We start from the raw sequence: 13,782 nt of genomic DNA, 5'->3' as shown, positions 1-13,782 counted from the left end.
AGGCTTTACCCCAGCATCTCCCGCACCATCGGCACAACCTTCCGCCCATAAAGCTCGATGCTCCGCATCAGCTTCTCATGCGGCAAGGGGCCAGCTGAATATTTCAGCTGGAAGCGCGAGACACCAAGCGCCTTTGCCGTCTTGGCGATCTTGCGCGCGACGGTCTCGGGCGAGCCGACATAGAGCGAGCCATGCTCGGCCTCATTGACGAACTCGTCACGGCCCATCGGCGGCCAGCCGCGTTCCTTGCCGATGCGGTCGCGCATAGCCTTGTAGTCGGGCCACAGCTCTTCACGTGCTTGTTCATCGGTCTCGGCGACATAGCCGGGCGAATGCACGCCGATCGGCTGGGCCGGGCGGCCGAACTCCTTGAAGGCGCGGTGATAGAGCTCGACAAAGGGTGCGAAGCGCGCGGGATCGCCGCCGATGATGGCGAGCATCAAGGGCAGATCGTAATGCGCGGCGCGGACCACCGATTGCGGGCTGCCGCCGACGCCGATCCAGGTCTTCAGCCTGCCGTTCTCGACCGGTGGATAGACCAGTTGATCGCGCAGCGGCGGACGCAGCTTGCCTTCCCAGCTCACCGGCTGCTGCGGCAGCAGGGCCGCGAACAGGTCGAGCTTCTCCTCGAACAGCTCTTCGTATTTGCGCAGGTCGAAGCCGAACAGCGGAAAGGATTCGGTGAACGAGCCGCGGCCGAGGATGACCTCGGCGCGCCCGTTCGAGAGCGCATCGAGCGTGGCGAAGCGCTGGAAGACGCGGATCGGATCGTCCGAGCTCAGCACCGTCACGGCCGAGCCCAGCTGGATGCGCTTGGTGCGCGCCGCGATGGCTGCGAGCACGGTTTCCGGCGAGGAGATCGCGAAATCGCCGCGGTGATGCTCGCCGAGGCCGATGAAATCGAGGCCGAGCTCGTCGGCCAGCACGGCTTCGTCGACGACGTTGCGGATCACCTGCGCATGGGGAAGCAGGGCGCCGGAAGCGTCCTTGGTGACGTCGCCAAAGGTATCCAGTCCGAATTCGAGCGGTGCGGTCATCGATCAGGTCTCTGTGGGATGATCGGGCAGACTTAAGCGATTGCGGCCACCCAACAAGGCGGCTTTCGGAAATGCTCGGTTTCCGTTTGTGAATGCTACCGCGCGATCCGCACCACCATCTTGCCGAGCGCAGCGCGCGTCTGCATCGCCTTGAACGCTCCGCGAAAATCCTCCAGCGCGAAGATTTGGCCGACCACGGGCTTCAGCTGGCCGTCGGCGAGCCAGCCCGTCAGCTCCCCCATCAGGCGCTTCTGCAATTCGGGCTCGCGCACGCCAATCTGCGCAAGGTCGACGCCGAGCAGGGCGCCGCCCTTCAGCAGCGGCAGATTGAACGGCAGTGCGGGAATGGAGCCTCCGGCAAAGCCGACCACGAGATGGCGTCCGCGCCAGGCGATGGAGCGAAACGCCTGCACCGAGATGTCACCGCCGACAGGATCGAAGATCACGTCGGCGCCGTGCCCGTCCGTCATTTCCTTGAACGTGTCGCGCCAGCCGGCCTGCGTATAGTCGATGACTGCGTCGGCGCCATGCGCCTGCGCGAACTCGCGCTTCTCCGGCGTCGATGCCGCCGCGATTACGCGGGCGCCGAGCAGCTTGCCGATCTGGACGGCTGCGATGCCGGTGCCGCCGGCCGCGCCCAGCACCAGAAGCTGCTCGCCTGCGACCAGCGAGGCGCGGCCGCTCAGCGCGTAGAGCGCGGTCAGATAGTTGGCGCGAAACGATGCTGCGACTTCGGGCGCGACGCCGTCCGGCAGGGGATGGAGTGCTTCAGGCTTGACGACGATCTCTTCGGCAAGCGCGCCGGATCGCGTCATACCCATCACGCGCATGCCGGGCTGGTAGCCGCCCGGTGCGCCGGGCGCGTCCGTCACCACCCCCGCGAACTCCGTTCCGGGAATGAAGGGCAGGGGATCCTTGGTCTGGTAGCGTCCCTCGGTCTTCAAACCGTCGACGAAGCCGATGCCGGCAGCCTCGATCTTGATGCGCAACTGCCCGGGCTCCGCGCGCGGAGACGGAACGTCCTTCAATTCGATCTGATCGATGGGCGCATATTGCTCGACGACGACGGCTTTCATGTCGGACCTCTGTTGCTCCGGTCATCCTGACAGGTCGCGACGCCAGCCTCTTGTGTCTACCGCCACATCCCGCGCATCCTCGCGCCGATGTCGATCTTCGGGCCCTGCGCCGCAGCACGTGCCCCGGCCGCCGCGGCCTTCGGCCAGGCGGCGCGCTCGAACAGGTAGACCAGCTGCTCCGGAATGAAGCGGGTGCGCGAGGCGTAGACGTGGCGGTCGCCCTTGGCGGCCTGGCCGTGGACGAAGAAGCGCTGCGGGACGACGAGGTGGAGATCGTCCTTGGCGCGTGTCATCGCGACATAGAGCAGGCGGCGCTCCTCCTCGAGCTCGGCGCTGGTGCCGGCGCCGAGATCGGAGGGCATGCAGCCGTCGACGACGTTGAGCACGAACACCGACTTCCACTCCTGGCCCTTGGCCGAGTGGATGGTGGACAAGATCAGGTAGTCCTCGTCGCGCAGGGGCCGGCCGGATTTGTCGCTGGTCGCATCCGGCGGATCGAGCGTGAGCTCGGTCAGGAATTTCTCGCGCGAGGCATAGCCCCTGGCGATCTGCTCGAGCTGCATCAGATCGGAGCGGCGCGTCTCGGAATCCTCGTGGATGCGATCGAGATGCGGCTCGTACCACAGACGTACGCGCTCGAGATCAACAGGCCATTCCGAATAGCGCAGATTTTGGGTCGTGCGGACGAAGTCGGTCCAGTCCGAACCGCTACGCGCCGGCACCGGAAGCTGGCCCAGCGCGTTGAGCGGATCGCTGCTCTCGGCCATCTGGTCGAGCACGCGCTGCGCGGTCGCGGGGCCGACGCCGGGCAAGAGATGCAGGATGCGGAATCCGGCGACGCGGTCGCGCGGATTTTCGGCGAAACGCAGCAGCGCCAGCACGTCCTTGACGTGCGCGGCGTCGAGGAATTTCAGCCCGCCGAACTTGACGAAGGGGATGTTGCGGCGGGTCAGCTCGATCTCCAGCGGACCTGAATGTGAGGAGGTCCGGAACAGCACCGCCTGGTGCTTCAAGAGCGCGCCTTGCTCGCGGTTGGCCAGCACCTCCTCGACGATGTAGCGGGCCTGGTCGGCCTCGCCGTGTACGGTGACGAGCTGCGGTTTCCGGCCGGAGGTGCGGTCGGTCCAGAGGTTCTTCGTGAAGCGCTCGCGGGCGAGGCCGATGACCCCGTTGGCGGCAGCAAGCACCGCGTGGGTCGAGCGGTAATTGCGGTCGAGCGTGATCATCTCGGCGCGCGGCGAGAAGCGCTGCGGAAAGTCGAGGATGTTGCGCACTGTGGCCGCGCGGAACGAATAGATCGATTGGGCGTCGTCGCCGACCACGGTGAGGCCGCGGCCGTCGGGCTTGAGCGCGAGGAGGATCGAGGATTGCAGGCGGTTGGTGTCCTGGTATTCGTCGACCAGCACGTGATCGAAGCGGCCGCCGATCTCCTCAGTGATCAGCGCGTCGCTCATCATCTGCGACCAGTAGAGCAAGAGGTCGTCGTAATCGAGCACGTGCTGGGCCTGCTTGGCCTCGACATAGGCCGCGAACAGGCCCTTCAGCTCGGCCGCCCACCCCGCACACCAGGGATAGTGCACCCCTAACACCTTCTCGATCTCCATCTCGGCGTTGACGCAGCGCGAGTAGATCGACAGGCAGGTGCCCTTGGCCGGAAAGCGGCTCTCGGTCTTGGACAGGCCGCGCTCGTGCCGGACCAGATTCATCAGGTCGGCGGAATCCTCGCGGTCGTGGATGCTGAAGGCAGGGTCGACGCCGATCCGCTCGGCATATTCCCGCAGGAGGCGCGCGCCGATGCCGTGGAAGGTGCCGGCCCAGGTCAGCGCATCGCGCATGATCGCGGCGTTGTTCTCACCCAGCACCTTGCGGGCGATGCGTTCCACCCGGCCGGCCATCTCGGCCGCGGCGCGGCGGGAGAACGTCATCAGCAGGATGCGGCGCGGATCGGCGCCGGCGACGATCAGATGCGCGACGCGGTGGGCGAGGGTGTTGGTCTTGCCGGAGCCGGCACCGGCAATGACGAGCAAGGGGGCGCCCACGGTTGCCCCTTCGGCCACGCCATGCTCGACGGCGCGGCGCTGCTCCGCATTGAGCGTGTCCAGATATGTCGCCACGAATCGCCCCGGTGAAAGGCTGAGAGTCGGCGATCCCGTCGCGAATCGCAATGCAGCTGGACGAAACCGAGGTTAGGATTTAGGGGGAAGGACGGCCCCAGAAGTTCCAGCCCGAAGAGTGCGCGCCCCGACATGACCGAACTCAAGCCCGACCTCTTCGAGATGCGGCGGCTGGAGTCGCTCAGCAACACCATTTTTGGTGTCGCCATGACGCTTCTGGCCTACGACCTGCCCAAGGCCGCGGTCTTCACCACCGCGCCCGACTGGCACGATCTCGCCCGGGTCTATTCCGGCAAGCTTGCCGGCTTTGCGCTCAGCTTCATCATCGCCGGGGTGTTCTGGATCAGCCATCACCGCCGGCTGGCGCGCCAGCCGGTCGGCAGCCGCGGCATGGTGGTGCTCAACCTGTTCTTCCTGCTCTCGATCGTGCTGCTGCCGGTGACCAACGGCCTCTACACCAATTTCGCCATGAGCAGCGCGGTCTCCGTGCTCTATGGCCTGCACCTGACCGCGATTGCCGGCCTCAACGCCTGGCTGTGGTGGACGATCCTGCGCGGCTGGGGCCGCGAGATCATGGCCTCGATGTTTCCGCTTGCCGTTTTCATCCCGGGCACGATCGTTGCGGCATTTGCCCCGCAGATCGCGCCCTTCGTGTGGTTCATCGCCTTCGGTGGGCTCCTGATCCAGCGCTTCTATGTCGCGCCGAACCCGTCGGCCGGCACGTAAAGCTTGACCGGCCGGATCTCGTAGACCGCGGTCGGATTGACCGCACGCAACTTGCGCGCCGCCGCGATCGCCTCTTCCTCGGTGGCGCATTCCATCAGGTGGAAGCCCAGAAGCTGCTCCTTGGTCTCGGCAAACGGACCGTCCAGCACCATGCCTGCGCCGGGGCCGCGCAGGGTACGGGCCTTTCGGGTCTCATCCAGGCGGGCGGCCGGTCCGAACTGTCCACTCGCCCTGAGAGGCGCCTGAACCTCGATGACCTTGGCGACGACCGCGGCATCTTGCTCCGGCGTCCAGGACAAGACCTCGTCTTCCACGTGATAGGCCAGGATGGCGTAGAGCATCGTCACCTCGTTTCTCTTCTGCGCAGATTCCAAGGACGCAGCACGGCAGTCCATGCCGACAATCCCGAAGCAGAATATTGCTTGGCCGGCAAGCCACGAAACCGTCCTGAAACCCGATTGCGGCGCTGCCGTGTGAACGCGGCCGGAACGGGGCGCGACTGATGACCACAACAACAAGATTTGTGCTGGAGGCGGCAATGTCGGGTCACACCATCAAGACCGTTTGCAAGATCATCTGCGACGCGCGGCGGGCGGGGCTATCGGGGCCGACCGATCTGCACGACCAGACCGGCCATCACCGCTATTACGGCAGCTCGGCCGAGAACGGCGGCGAGCGGATCGTGGAGAGCCGGCGCGGCAAGCGGCCGCGCGTGTTCCGTATATTCGGCTTCTGAAGCTCTCGCCACGACACCGGTCCAAGTGGACGGCCTGCAAACATCGATCGCCGCGATGCCATTCCTGCTTTGATTGGCAAGCCGGACTGCCAAGGCGATCGCACCGTGCCTGCTTGCGAGCATCTTCACGGTGGTTCTCGGTGCGGAACCTCATCCTTGCCGTCATGGCCTGGTGGATCGGCATCCTGCTGCCGCCGTCGCGCTGCGAGCGGCCGCGCACGAACTGAGCGGGCGAGCGGTCTCATTGCCGAAACAGAAAAGGCGCGGCGGGGAGAACCCCGTCGCGCCCAATTCTTGCTCGCTGGTCCAGGGCTGAGAGCGCCCCGATGCCAAGCCGTTGGTCTAGAGCTTAGCGGGCGATCCCAGCGAGGTGACAGCGCTTGAGATAAGACACTGGATCACCTCCTTTCGTTGGTTTCGGGAGATTCCGATATAGGTTGCAATGCCCCTGCTGTTAAGGGGAGGCCGGCCGGCCGGAACCGAAGCCTTCGTCGAGCTCGGCGAGGCGCCGGAAACTCGCCGTCGGCGGCAGTTGAGACCGCCGTCCGTCCGTGTTAGGGAGCCTCTGAATGCGGGTGTAGCTCAATGGTAGAGCAGCAGCCTTCCAAGCTGAATACGAGGGTTCGATTCCCTTCACCCGCTCCAATGATTTCAACGGCTTAGCCTGTGATCGCTTGTCGCTCCGACAAGTCCGCACATTCCCGTTCTGACAAGCCCTACTTCGCCGTCGCTTGTTTGCGCGGGCGCTGATGCGCTTCATTTGCGCATCCTGCTTGGCCTCGTCATGGGCGCGCAGATCGTGCGCCGTCGCTGTAGTCGAGGACCATTGATGCTTCACCAATTGCATCTCCGTCAGCCTTAAGGCGCTCGCCTCAGTCGTGCCGTCATGGCGACTGAACGCAACGCAGGCTTTAAACCTGCAGTCCAGTAATCTTTGTCGCGATGCGCTAGACCTGAGCACGCATTCACCACTGCCGAGTTTGGGCAGGCTGCTGCAACACGCGCAACATCACACCGTCGTCGGGCGCGGCTGTTTGATCGTGTCGAGCTGTGCCATCAGCTGCAGGTTAATCGACTTGCCTTTGGCGTCGAGGTGTAAGGCTCGGTGCGGCTGTGTACGGGTCGCTCGACGAACCAGCGCTCATTGTGACGCAGCGCGACCTGCTTCAATCGGAGGAGGCCAGCCCGTTCGCGACGAGCTCATCAATCGCGACATCGAAGCGGTTGGCGCGAGAGCGATGTGAGCGAGGCCTGATCTGATGAGGCGCAGCGACGCTGCATAGATTTGCTGCATGGCGATATGAATTGGAGCAGTCTGCGCCGCAATAACGCGCTTGACTTCGCTTTCGATCTCAACGACCGTATCGTTCAAGCGTTGGGCAGCTCAGCCCGTCAACGCGACGAGTTCAAATCATTTCCAACACCACGCGCATCGCGTGTTCGGTTGGCGGCGAGGGCGCCCTCGGCTTAACGGCCGGCGGGCGCTTTTTTGTTTTGGATCGAGTGATGGCACGGACGCGATATCGTATCGGTGTGATGTTCTCGACGACGGGCTCGTACAGCGTCGTCGCGCGTTCGATGCTCAACGGAGCGCTGCTCGCCTTCAACGAGATGAACGCCGGCTTCGACACGATCGAGCTGGAGCCGGTCGTGGTCAATCCCAACGGCGATCTCGCCCGCTACCGCTCGCTCAGCCTGGACCTGCTCAACTCCGGGATCCGTCACGTGGTCGGCTGCTACACGTCATCGAGCCGCAAAGAGGTCATTCCCTGCTTCGAGAAGTTCGACGGCATGCTCTGGTATCCGTCGCACTACGAAGGGTTCGAGAGCTCCGACAATGTCGTCTATACCGGCGCTGCGCCAAATCAGCACGTTCTCCCGCTGGTGGACTATCTCGCCACGCACATCGGCAAGCGCGCCTTCTGCGTCGGATCGAATTACATCTGGGCGTGGGAGAACAACCGCATCTTCCGCGAGGCGCTCGCCGCGCGCGGCGGCGCCGTGCTCGCCGAGCGTTACCTCTCGGTCGGCGATACCGAGGTCGACCAGGTCGTCGCGGCGATCATCGACCAGCGGCCCGACTTCGTCTTCAACAATCTGATCGGCACCAGCGCCTACGCCTTCTTCCGCGCGTTCCGCGCCGCCTGCCGCGCGCGGGGCATCGACCAGGCCGCGGAGATCCCGGTGGCGAGCTGCACGCTGTCGGAGCCGGAATTGCCCGAGATCGGCCTCGATGCAGTCGATGGGCATCTGTCGTCGAGCGTCTATTTCTCCTCGCTGAACTCCCCTGAAAATGCCGCCTTCATCGCCGCCTATACGCGATCCTTTCCCGATGGACCGGTGACATCCGCCGATGCCGAAGCCTCCTACATCGCCGTCAAGCTGCTCGCGGCGGCCTTGTCGCAGGCCGGCACCGACGACGCCCGCACCGTGCGGGCCGCGGTCGCCGACCAGCGGCTGCGTGCGCCGCAAGGCGAGGTCCGTATCGACCGGCAGACCTTTCACGCCTGGCTCACGCCGCGGATCGGCCGCTCTTCTGCCGACGGGCAATTCGATGTGCTGCTGGAATCGCGCGAGCCGATCGCGCCCGATCCTTATCTCGTCCAGTCGTCGCCGCGCTTTGCCAGCGCGATGCGCTCTCCGCTGTTGAAGGTGGTGCAATCATGAGCTCCCGACTGCTACAGAACTTCAAGGGCGGCCGAGCGATCGTCGTCACGAGGCGAGGCGGATGGGAGAGTGCGCTCGAAACCACGCTGGCCAAGCTCGGCGTTTCCACCGAATATCCTGAAATCGTCGACGGCCGCGCCCGGATCGACGTCGCCGGCCTGCAAGCCGATCGCGACATCCTGTTCGTCGACGGTGATCTCGAAGGCGCGGTCGCGCTCGAGGTCAACCCGGCCTCGCGGCTGCCGCCCGTGCCGGTGATCGGTCTCGTCGGCGTCGAGGCGCCGAGCCGGCTGAAGGCGCTGGTCAATCTCGGCGCCACCTCGTTCCTGCGCAAGCCGGTGCATGGCGGCGCAGTCTACACCTCCCTGTTCATGGGCATCAACCAGTTCCTGCTGCGCGCCGAAATGTACGAGCGCCTGCAGGGCCTCGAAGAGCGTCGCCGCGGCCGCCGCGCGGTGATCCGGGCGGTCGTCCTGCTGATGCAGCAGGACGGTCTCGACGAGGAAGGTGCCTATTCACAGCTCCGTCGCGACAGCATGCGCGCGCGGCAGAACATGGAACTCCATTGCGAGGAGTTTCTGAGCAAGCGGGCGAAGCCGCCCGATACGTCCGGCCGCACGACCGGCATCACGCTGCAAGGCGGCAAGAAGCAGGCCATCTAGGAGAAGCATCATGAGCAAGTCTGTATTGCGAGGGCTGCGCGCCGCAGCCCTCACGGGGACGCTTGTCCTCGGATCATCCCTTGGATCACAACCGGCGGGCGCGGCGGAAAATCCGATCAAGCTCGGCGTTCTGGAGGATCAGTCCGGCGACTTCGCCGCGGCCACGATCGGCAAGGTTCACGCCATCCAGCTCGCTGCGGAAGAGATCAACAAGGCCGGCGGCATCATGGGCCGGCCACTGGAGCTCGTCCCCTACGACACCCAGTCCGACAACACCCGCTATCAGGAATTCATGCGGCGCGTGCTCCAGCGCGACAAGGTCGACGTCGTGTTCGCGGGCTTCTCCTCGGCCTCGCGCGAGGCCTACCGCCCGATCGTCGACCAGTTCAACGGCTTCGCCTTCTACAACAACCAGTACGAAGGCGGCGTCTGCGACGGCCACATGATCGTGACCGGCGCCGTGCCGGAGCAGCAGTTCTCGACGCTGATCCCCTACATGATGGAGAAGTACGGCAAGAACGTCTACACGCTCGCCGCCGACTACAATTTCGGCCAGATCTCGGCGGAGTGGGTGCGCAAGATCGTCAAGGAGAACGGCGGCAAGATGGCCGGCGAGGAGTTCATCCCGCTCGGCGTGTCGCAATTCTCCCAGAGCATCCAGAACATCCAGAAGGCGAAGCCCGACTTCGTGGTCACCCTGCTGGTCGGTACAGCGCAGGCCTCGTATTACGAGCAGGCGGCGTCCGCCAACGTCAACCTGCCGATGGCATCCTCGGTGAATGTCGGGCAGGGCTACGAGCACAAGCGCTTCAAGCCGCCGAGCCTGAAGGACATGTACGTCACCACCAATTACATCGAGGAGATCGACTCGCCCAAGAGCAAGGAGTTCTACGCCAAGTTCAAGGCGAAATTCCCGAGCGAGCCCTATGTGAACCAGGAGGCGGAGAACTCCTACCTCGCGGTCTATCTCTACAAGCAGATGGTGGAGCGCGCGAAATCCACCAAACGCGAGGAGATCCGCAAGGTGATCGCGCTGGGCGACGTCTGCATGGATGCTCCCGAGGGCAAGGTCTGCATCGACCCGAAGAGCCAGCACATGTCGCACACGATCTATCTCGCCAAAGTCGGCGCAGATCATTCGATCTCGTTCCCGAAGATCTGGGAAGATATCAAGCCATACTGGCTCGGTGAGGCCGGCTGCGATCTCACCAAGAAGGATCCGATGGCTCAGTACACGCCGTCGAATCCACCGCCGAAACCCTGACCGGCGGCTGGTCGCTCCGGCGCCCCGGCACGCCACGGCGTTGCCGGCGGGCCGGGCGATCACGGACATCTTCACGGCGTCTTCCCTCAAATTGGTCAGTTCATGGACATCGCGACCCATCTCTTCTCAGCACTCTATCAATTCGGCGACGCCTTCGCGTTTCTGGTGCTGTCGGCCTGCGGGCTCGCGGTGATCTTCGGCATGATGGGTGTGATCAATCTCGCCCATGGCGAGTTCATCATGTGCGGCGCCTATGTCACCGCTACGACCGTCCATGCGGGTCTGCCGCTGCCGTTGGGAATACTGGCCGGCACCGTGGTGTCGGCGCTGGTCGGCGTCGTCGTGGAGCTTGCGGTGATCCGCCATCTCTACGACCGGCCGCTCGACACCATCGTCGCCACCTGGGGGCTCAGCCTGATCGCGACCCAGGGCACGCTGATCATGGTCGGCTCAACCATGGCCGGCGTCGGCACGCCGTTCGGCAGCTTCCAGGTCGGCGACTACTCCTATTCGATCTATCGCATCGTGCTGTTCTGTGCCGCGCTCGGCGTGCTCGCCGCGCTCTACGCGCTGTTCAACTGGACGCGCTTCGGCGTGCTGGCGCGCGCCACCATCCAGGTGCCGCACATGGCGGCCGCGCTCGGCGTCGACACGCGCCTGATCTACAGCCTCACCTTCGCCTGCGGAGCAGGGCTCGCCGGTCTTGCCGGCGGTCTCTACGCGCCGACCATGACGCTGGTGCCGACCATGGGCGCGACCTTCATCATGGAGGCCTTCGTCACCGTGGTGATCGGCGGCGCCGACGTCTTCCTCGGCACGGCGCCGGCCGGCGCCGTGCTCGCGGTGGTGAAGTCCGTGATGACCTCGTGGCAGGGCCAGCTGTTCGGCCAGATCGGCCTGCTGGTCGCCGTCATCATCGTCGTCCGGGTGCTGCCGAAAGGCATTTCCGGCTTCGTGCTGCGTGAGCGCACCTGACGGAGTGATGGCGTCGTGACCGGTCTCCGCGCAATGTTCCGCCGTCTCGAAGGCCCGCAGACCGTCGGTCGCGGTCCGGCCTTCTGGGGCCTGTTCGCACTCGTGCTGGCGGTCGCGTTCGCTTATCCGCTGTTCAGTGACGGCTACACCGTCGGCAACACCGTCTATTTCTTCGTCTGGGTCTTCATCGCGCTCAGCCTGTGCCTGATCTGGGGCTATGGCGGCTCGCTCTCCTTCGGCCAGACCGCCTTCTTCGGGATCGCGGGCTATGGCTACGGCATCCTCACCATCAATTTCGGCTCGGCCTACGGCTTCACGCTGCTGGCGCTGCTGATCGCGGTGGCGATCGCCGCGCTGTTCGCGGTGCTGCTCGGCTATTTCATGTTCTTCGGCCGCATCGCCGGCGTCTTTCTCGGCATCGTCACGCTCGCCGTCACCTTGATGCTCGAGCGCTTCATGGCGCAGACCGCGGGACCGGAATGGCGCATCGGAGCAGCGCGCCTCAACGGCTTCAACGGCATGAGCGCGATGCCGCCTCTGACCATCCCCTGGCCCGGCGAGCCGATCGTTCTGTTCGCTGATGTCGGGCTCTACTACTTCGTGCTCGGCCTGCTGGTCTTGGTCTATCTGGCCTTGCGCATCCTGATGAACTCGTCGTTCGGCAACGTCATCGTCGCGATCCGCGAGAACCCGGAAAGGGCAGAGATGCTGGGCTACGACGTGCGCAAGTACCAGCTCATCACCTTCGTCATCGGCGCCGCGCTCGCAGGGCTCTCCGGCGTGCTCTACACGGTGTGGGGACAGTACATCACGCCGTCCAGCATGGGCATGACGGCTGCGGCGTTGCCGCTGATCTGGGTCGCCGTCGGCGGCCGCAGCGACCTGACGTCGACGGTGATCGGCACGCTGGTGGTGCTCGCCGCGTTTCAGGCGCTCACGATCTACGGCAGCCAATACGCGCTGGTCTTCATGGGCGTGCTGCTGGTGCTCACGGTCCTGATTGCTCCGAACGGCCTCGTGCTCGGGCTGATGCATTGGCTCGGTCGCCTTGCGGCCCGTTTCATGCAGAGGACGGGCTGATGTCGCTGCTCGAGCTGCGCAAGCTGAACAAGCATTTCGGTGGCCTGCACGTCACCAACTCCGTCGATCTCACGCTGCAGGCCGGCGAGATCCATTGCCTGATCGGCCCGAACGGGGCCGGCAAGAGCACGCTGTTCCGCCTGATCCTCGGCGAGCATCATCCCGGCAGCGGCGACATTGTCTTCGCCGGAGAGAACATCACGGCGCTGAAATCCTTTGCGCGGATCCACCGCGGTCTCTCGGTCAAGTTCCAGGTGCCCGGCGTTTTCAAGGGCCTGTCGGTCCGTCAGAATCTGGAGATCGCCTTGCAGAGCCGGCACCGTGGGGCGGAGCTGGAAGCGGAGATCGGCCGGCTGCTGGGCTTCCTCGGCCTGGAATCGGAGCAGGCGCAGACCGCCGGCAATCTCAGCCACGGCCAGAAGCAATGGCTCGAAATCGGCATGGCGGTCAGCCTGAAGCCACGCCTTCTGCTGCTGGACGAGCCCACTGCCGGCATGTCGCCGGAGGAAACCCATTTGACCGGCGAGATGGTGCAGCGGCTCAATGCCGAGGGCATGACGGTGCTGGCGATCGAGCATGACATGGCCTTCGTCCGGCAGGTCGCACACCGCGTCACCGTGCTGCATCTCGGCCAGGTCTTCGCGCAAGGCTCGATCGACGAGATCGTGGCCGACGAACGCGTAGCGGCGATCTATCTGGGGCAGGCCCATGCTTGATGTGCCGCGCAAGGAAGTGATCCTCGCAACGCTGGGCCTTCGTGCCGGCTATGGCGGCAAGCCGGTGCTGCAGGGGCTCGAGATCGAGGTGCGGGAAGGCGAGATCGTCGCCGTCATCGGCCGTAACGGCGTCGGCAAGTCCACGCTGATGAAGAGCCTGATCGGCCTCGTGCCGGCGATGAGCGGTTCGATCGTCTATCGCGGCGAGGCGGTGGAGTTGCTTCCCGCACACAAGCGGGCGCGCCTGGGCATGGGCTATGTGCCGCAAGGGCGCGACGTGTTTCCACGGCTGACCGTGGGCGAGAATGTCGCGGTCGGCGCGGCGATCAAGGGCGGCGGCATTCCCGAGGCCGGCCGGCGCAAGATCGTCGAGGCCTTTCCGATCCTGGAAGAGCGCTGGCATCAGCGCGCCGGCACCATGTCCGGCGGCCAGCAGCAGCAACTCGCGATCGGACGCGTGTTGATCGCCGACCCCAACCTCATCCTGCTCGACGAGCCTTCAGAGGGCATCCAGCCCAACATCGTCCAGGACATCGCACGCAACATGGTCGAGCTCAATCGCAGGACCGGCGTGACCATCATCCTGGTCGAGCAGAATCTCGACATGATCCGCGCCATGGCGCAGCGCTGCTACGTCATGGACAAGGGGCGCATCGTCGCCAATCTCGATCGCGGAGCGCTCGACGACGCGGCCGAGATGCGCCGTCATCTTGCGGTTTGAAGACTGAA

The 13,782-nt window shown here is 64.9% G+C and carries 13 protein-coding genes and 1 tRNA gene; 10 read left to right on the top strand and 4 right to left on the bottom strand.

What is annotated here, in order from left to right:
- Positions 1-5: 5 nt before the first annotated feature.
- The 3 genes from LPJ38_RS29020 to LPJ38_RS29010 all read right to left on the bottom strand — a co-directional run bounded on the left by LPJ38_RS29020 (position 6) and on the right by LPJ38_RS29010 (position 4,227).
- Positions 6-1,037, bottom strand: coding sequence for an LLM class flavin-dependent oxidoreductase (locus LPJ38_RS29020; RefSeq protein WP_145629523.1), 1,032 nt, complete (start codon positions 1,035-1,037; stop codon positions 6-8).
- 95 nt (positions 1,038-1,132) lie between these two features.
- The gene (locus tag LPJ38_RS29015) at positions 1,133-2,113 is read right to left on the bottom strand and encodes an NADPH:quinone oxidoreductase family protein (RefSeq protein WP_145629531.1); all 981 of its coding nucleotides are present in this window, start codon (positions 2,111-2,113) and stop codon (positions 1,133-1,135) included.
- Positions 2,114-2,169: 56 nt separating this feature from the next.
- Positions 2,170-4,227: an ATP-dependent helicase gene (locus tag LPJ38_RS29010; RefSeq protein ID WP_145629538.1), complete on the bottom strand. Its 2,058-nt coding sequence runs from the start codon at positions 4,225-4,227 to the stop codon at positions 2,170-2,172.
- A 132-nt stretch (positions 4,228-4,359) separates the two neighbouring features.
- On the opposite strand from LPJ38_RS29010, the gene LPJ38_RS29005 reads away from it, so the two are divergent.
- Entirely contained in the window at positions 4,360-4,953 is a 594-nt protein-coding gene (locus tag LPJ38_RS29005; protein ID WP_145629545.1) for a TMEM175 family protein, read from the top strand.
- Here LPJ38_RS29005 and LPJ38_RS29000 read toward each other — a convergent pair.
- On the bottom strand, positions 4,920-5,294 hold the full coding sequence (locus LPJ38_RS29000) for a YciI family protein (RefSeq protein WP_060736399.1): 375 nt from the start codon (positions 5,292-5,294) through the stop codon (positions 4,920-4,922). The genes LPJ38_RS29005 and LPJ38_RS29000 overlap by 34 nt on opposite strands.
- Before the next feature lie 161 nt (positions 5,295-5,455).
- Here LPJ38_RS29000 and LPJ38_RS28995 point away from each other — a divergent pair, with 161 nt between their 5' ends.
- The 9 genes from LPJ38_RS28995 to LPJ38_RS28955 all read left to right on the top strand — a co-directional run bounded on the left by LPJ38_RS28995 (position 5,456) and on the right by LPJ38_RS28955 (position 13,774).
- The gene (locus LPJ38_RS28995; protein ID WP_231088431.1) at positions 5,456-5,689 is read left to right on the top strand and encodes a hypothetical protein; all 234 of its coding nucleotides are present in this window, start codon (positions 5,456-5,458) and stop codon (positions 5,687-5,689) included.
- A gap of 571 nt (positions 5,690-6,260) precedes the next feature.
- Positions 6,261-6,334 (top strand) — tRNA-Gly (locus tag LPJ38_RS28990).
- 861 nt (positions 6,335-7,195) lie between these two features.
- Positions 7,196-8,356 (top strand): transporter substrate-binding domain-containing protein, encoded by a 1,161-nt coding sequence (locus LPJ38_RS28985; RefSeq protein ID WP_145629552.1) that lies wholly within the window; start codon positions 7,196-7,198, stop codon positions 8,354-8,356.
- Positions 8,353-9,018 (top strand): ANTAR domain-containing response regulator, encoded by a 666-nt coding sequence (locus LPJ38_RS28980; RefSeq protein ID WP_145629560.1) that lies wholly within the window; start codon positions 8,353-8,355, stop codon positions 9,016-9,018. Before LPJ38_RS28985 ends, LPJ38_RS28980 begins: the two co-directional genes overlap by 4 nt.
- Before the next feature lie 10 nt (positions 9,019-9,028).
- Positions 9,029-10,282 (top strand): urea ABC transporter substrate-binding protein, encoded by a 1,254-nt coding sequence (locus LPJ38_RS28975; protein ID WP_145629568.1) that lies wholly within the window; start codon positions 9,029-9,031, stop codon positions 10,280-10,282.
- Positions 10,283-10,384: 102 nt separating this feature from the next.
- A complete protein-coding gene (locus LPJ38_RS28970) occupies positions 10,385-11,257 on the top strand; it encodes an ABC transporter permease subunit (protein ID WP_145629576.1) in 873 nt (290 codons plus the stop codon).
- Positions 11,258-11,290: 33 nt separating this feature from the next.
- The gene (locus LPJ38_RS28965; RefSeq protein ID WP_404438509.1) at positions 11,291-12,337 is read left to right on the top strand and encodes a branched-chain amino acid ABC transporter permease; all 1,047 of its coding nucleotides are present in this window, start codon (positions 11,291-11,293) and stop codon (positions 12,335-12,337) included.
- Entirely contained in the window at positions 12,337-13,053 is a 717-nt protein-coding gene (locus tag LPJ38_RS28960; protein ID WP_145629591.1) for an ABC transporter ATP-binding protein, read from the top strand. Before LPJ38_RS28965 ends, LPJ38_RS28960 begins: the two co-directional genes overlap by 1 nt.
- Positions 13,046-13,774 (top strand): ABC transporter ATP-binding protein, encoded by a 729-nt coding sequence (locus LPJ38_RS28955; RefSeq protein WP_145629598.1) that lies wholly within the window; start codon positions 13,046-13,048, stop codon positions 13,772-13,774. The genes LPJ38_RS28960 and LPJ38_RS28955 overlap by 8 nt, the downstream gene beginning before the upstream one ends.
- Positions 13,775-13,782 lie beyond the last annotated feature (8 nt).

This window comes from Bradyrhizobium daqingense, assembly GCF_021044685.1.
In the GTDB taxonomy this organism is placed as follows: domain Bacteria; phylum Pseudomonadota; class Alphaproteobacteria; order Rhizobiales; family Xanthobacteraceae; genus Bradyrhizobium; species Bradyrhizobium daqingense.
The sequence above is the reverse complement of the archived record's forward strand: the minus strand, read 5'-3'. Positions and strand labels throughout refer to the sequence as shown.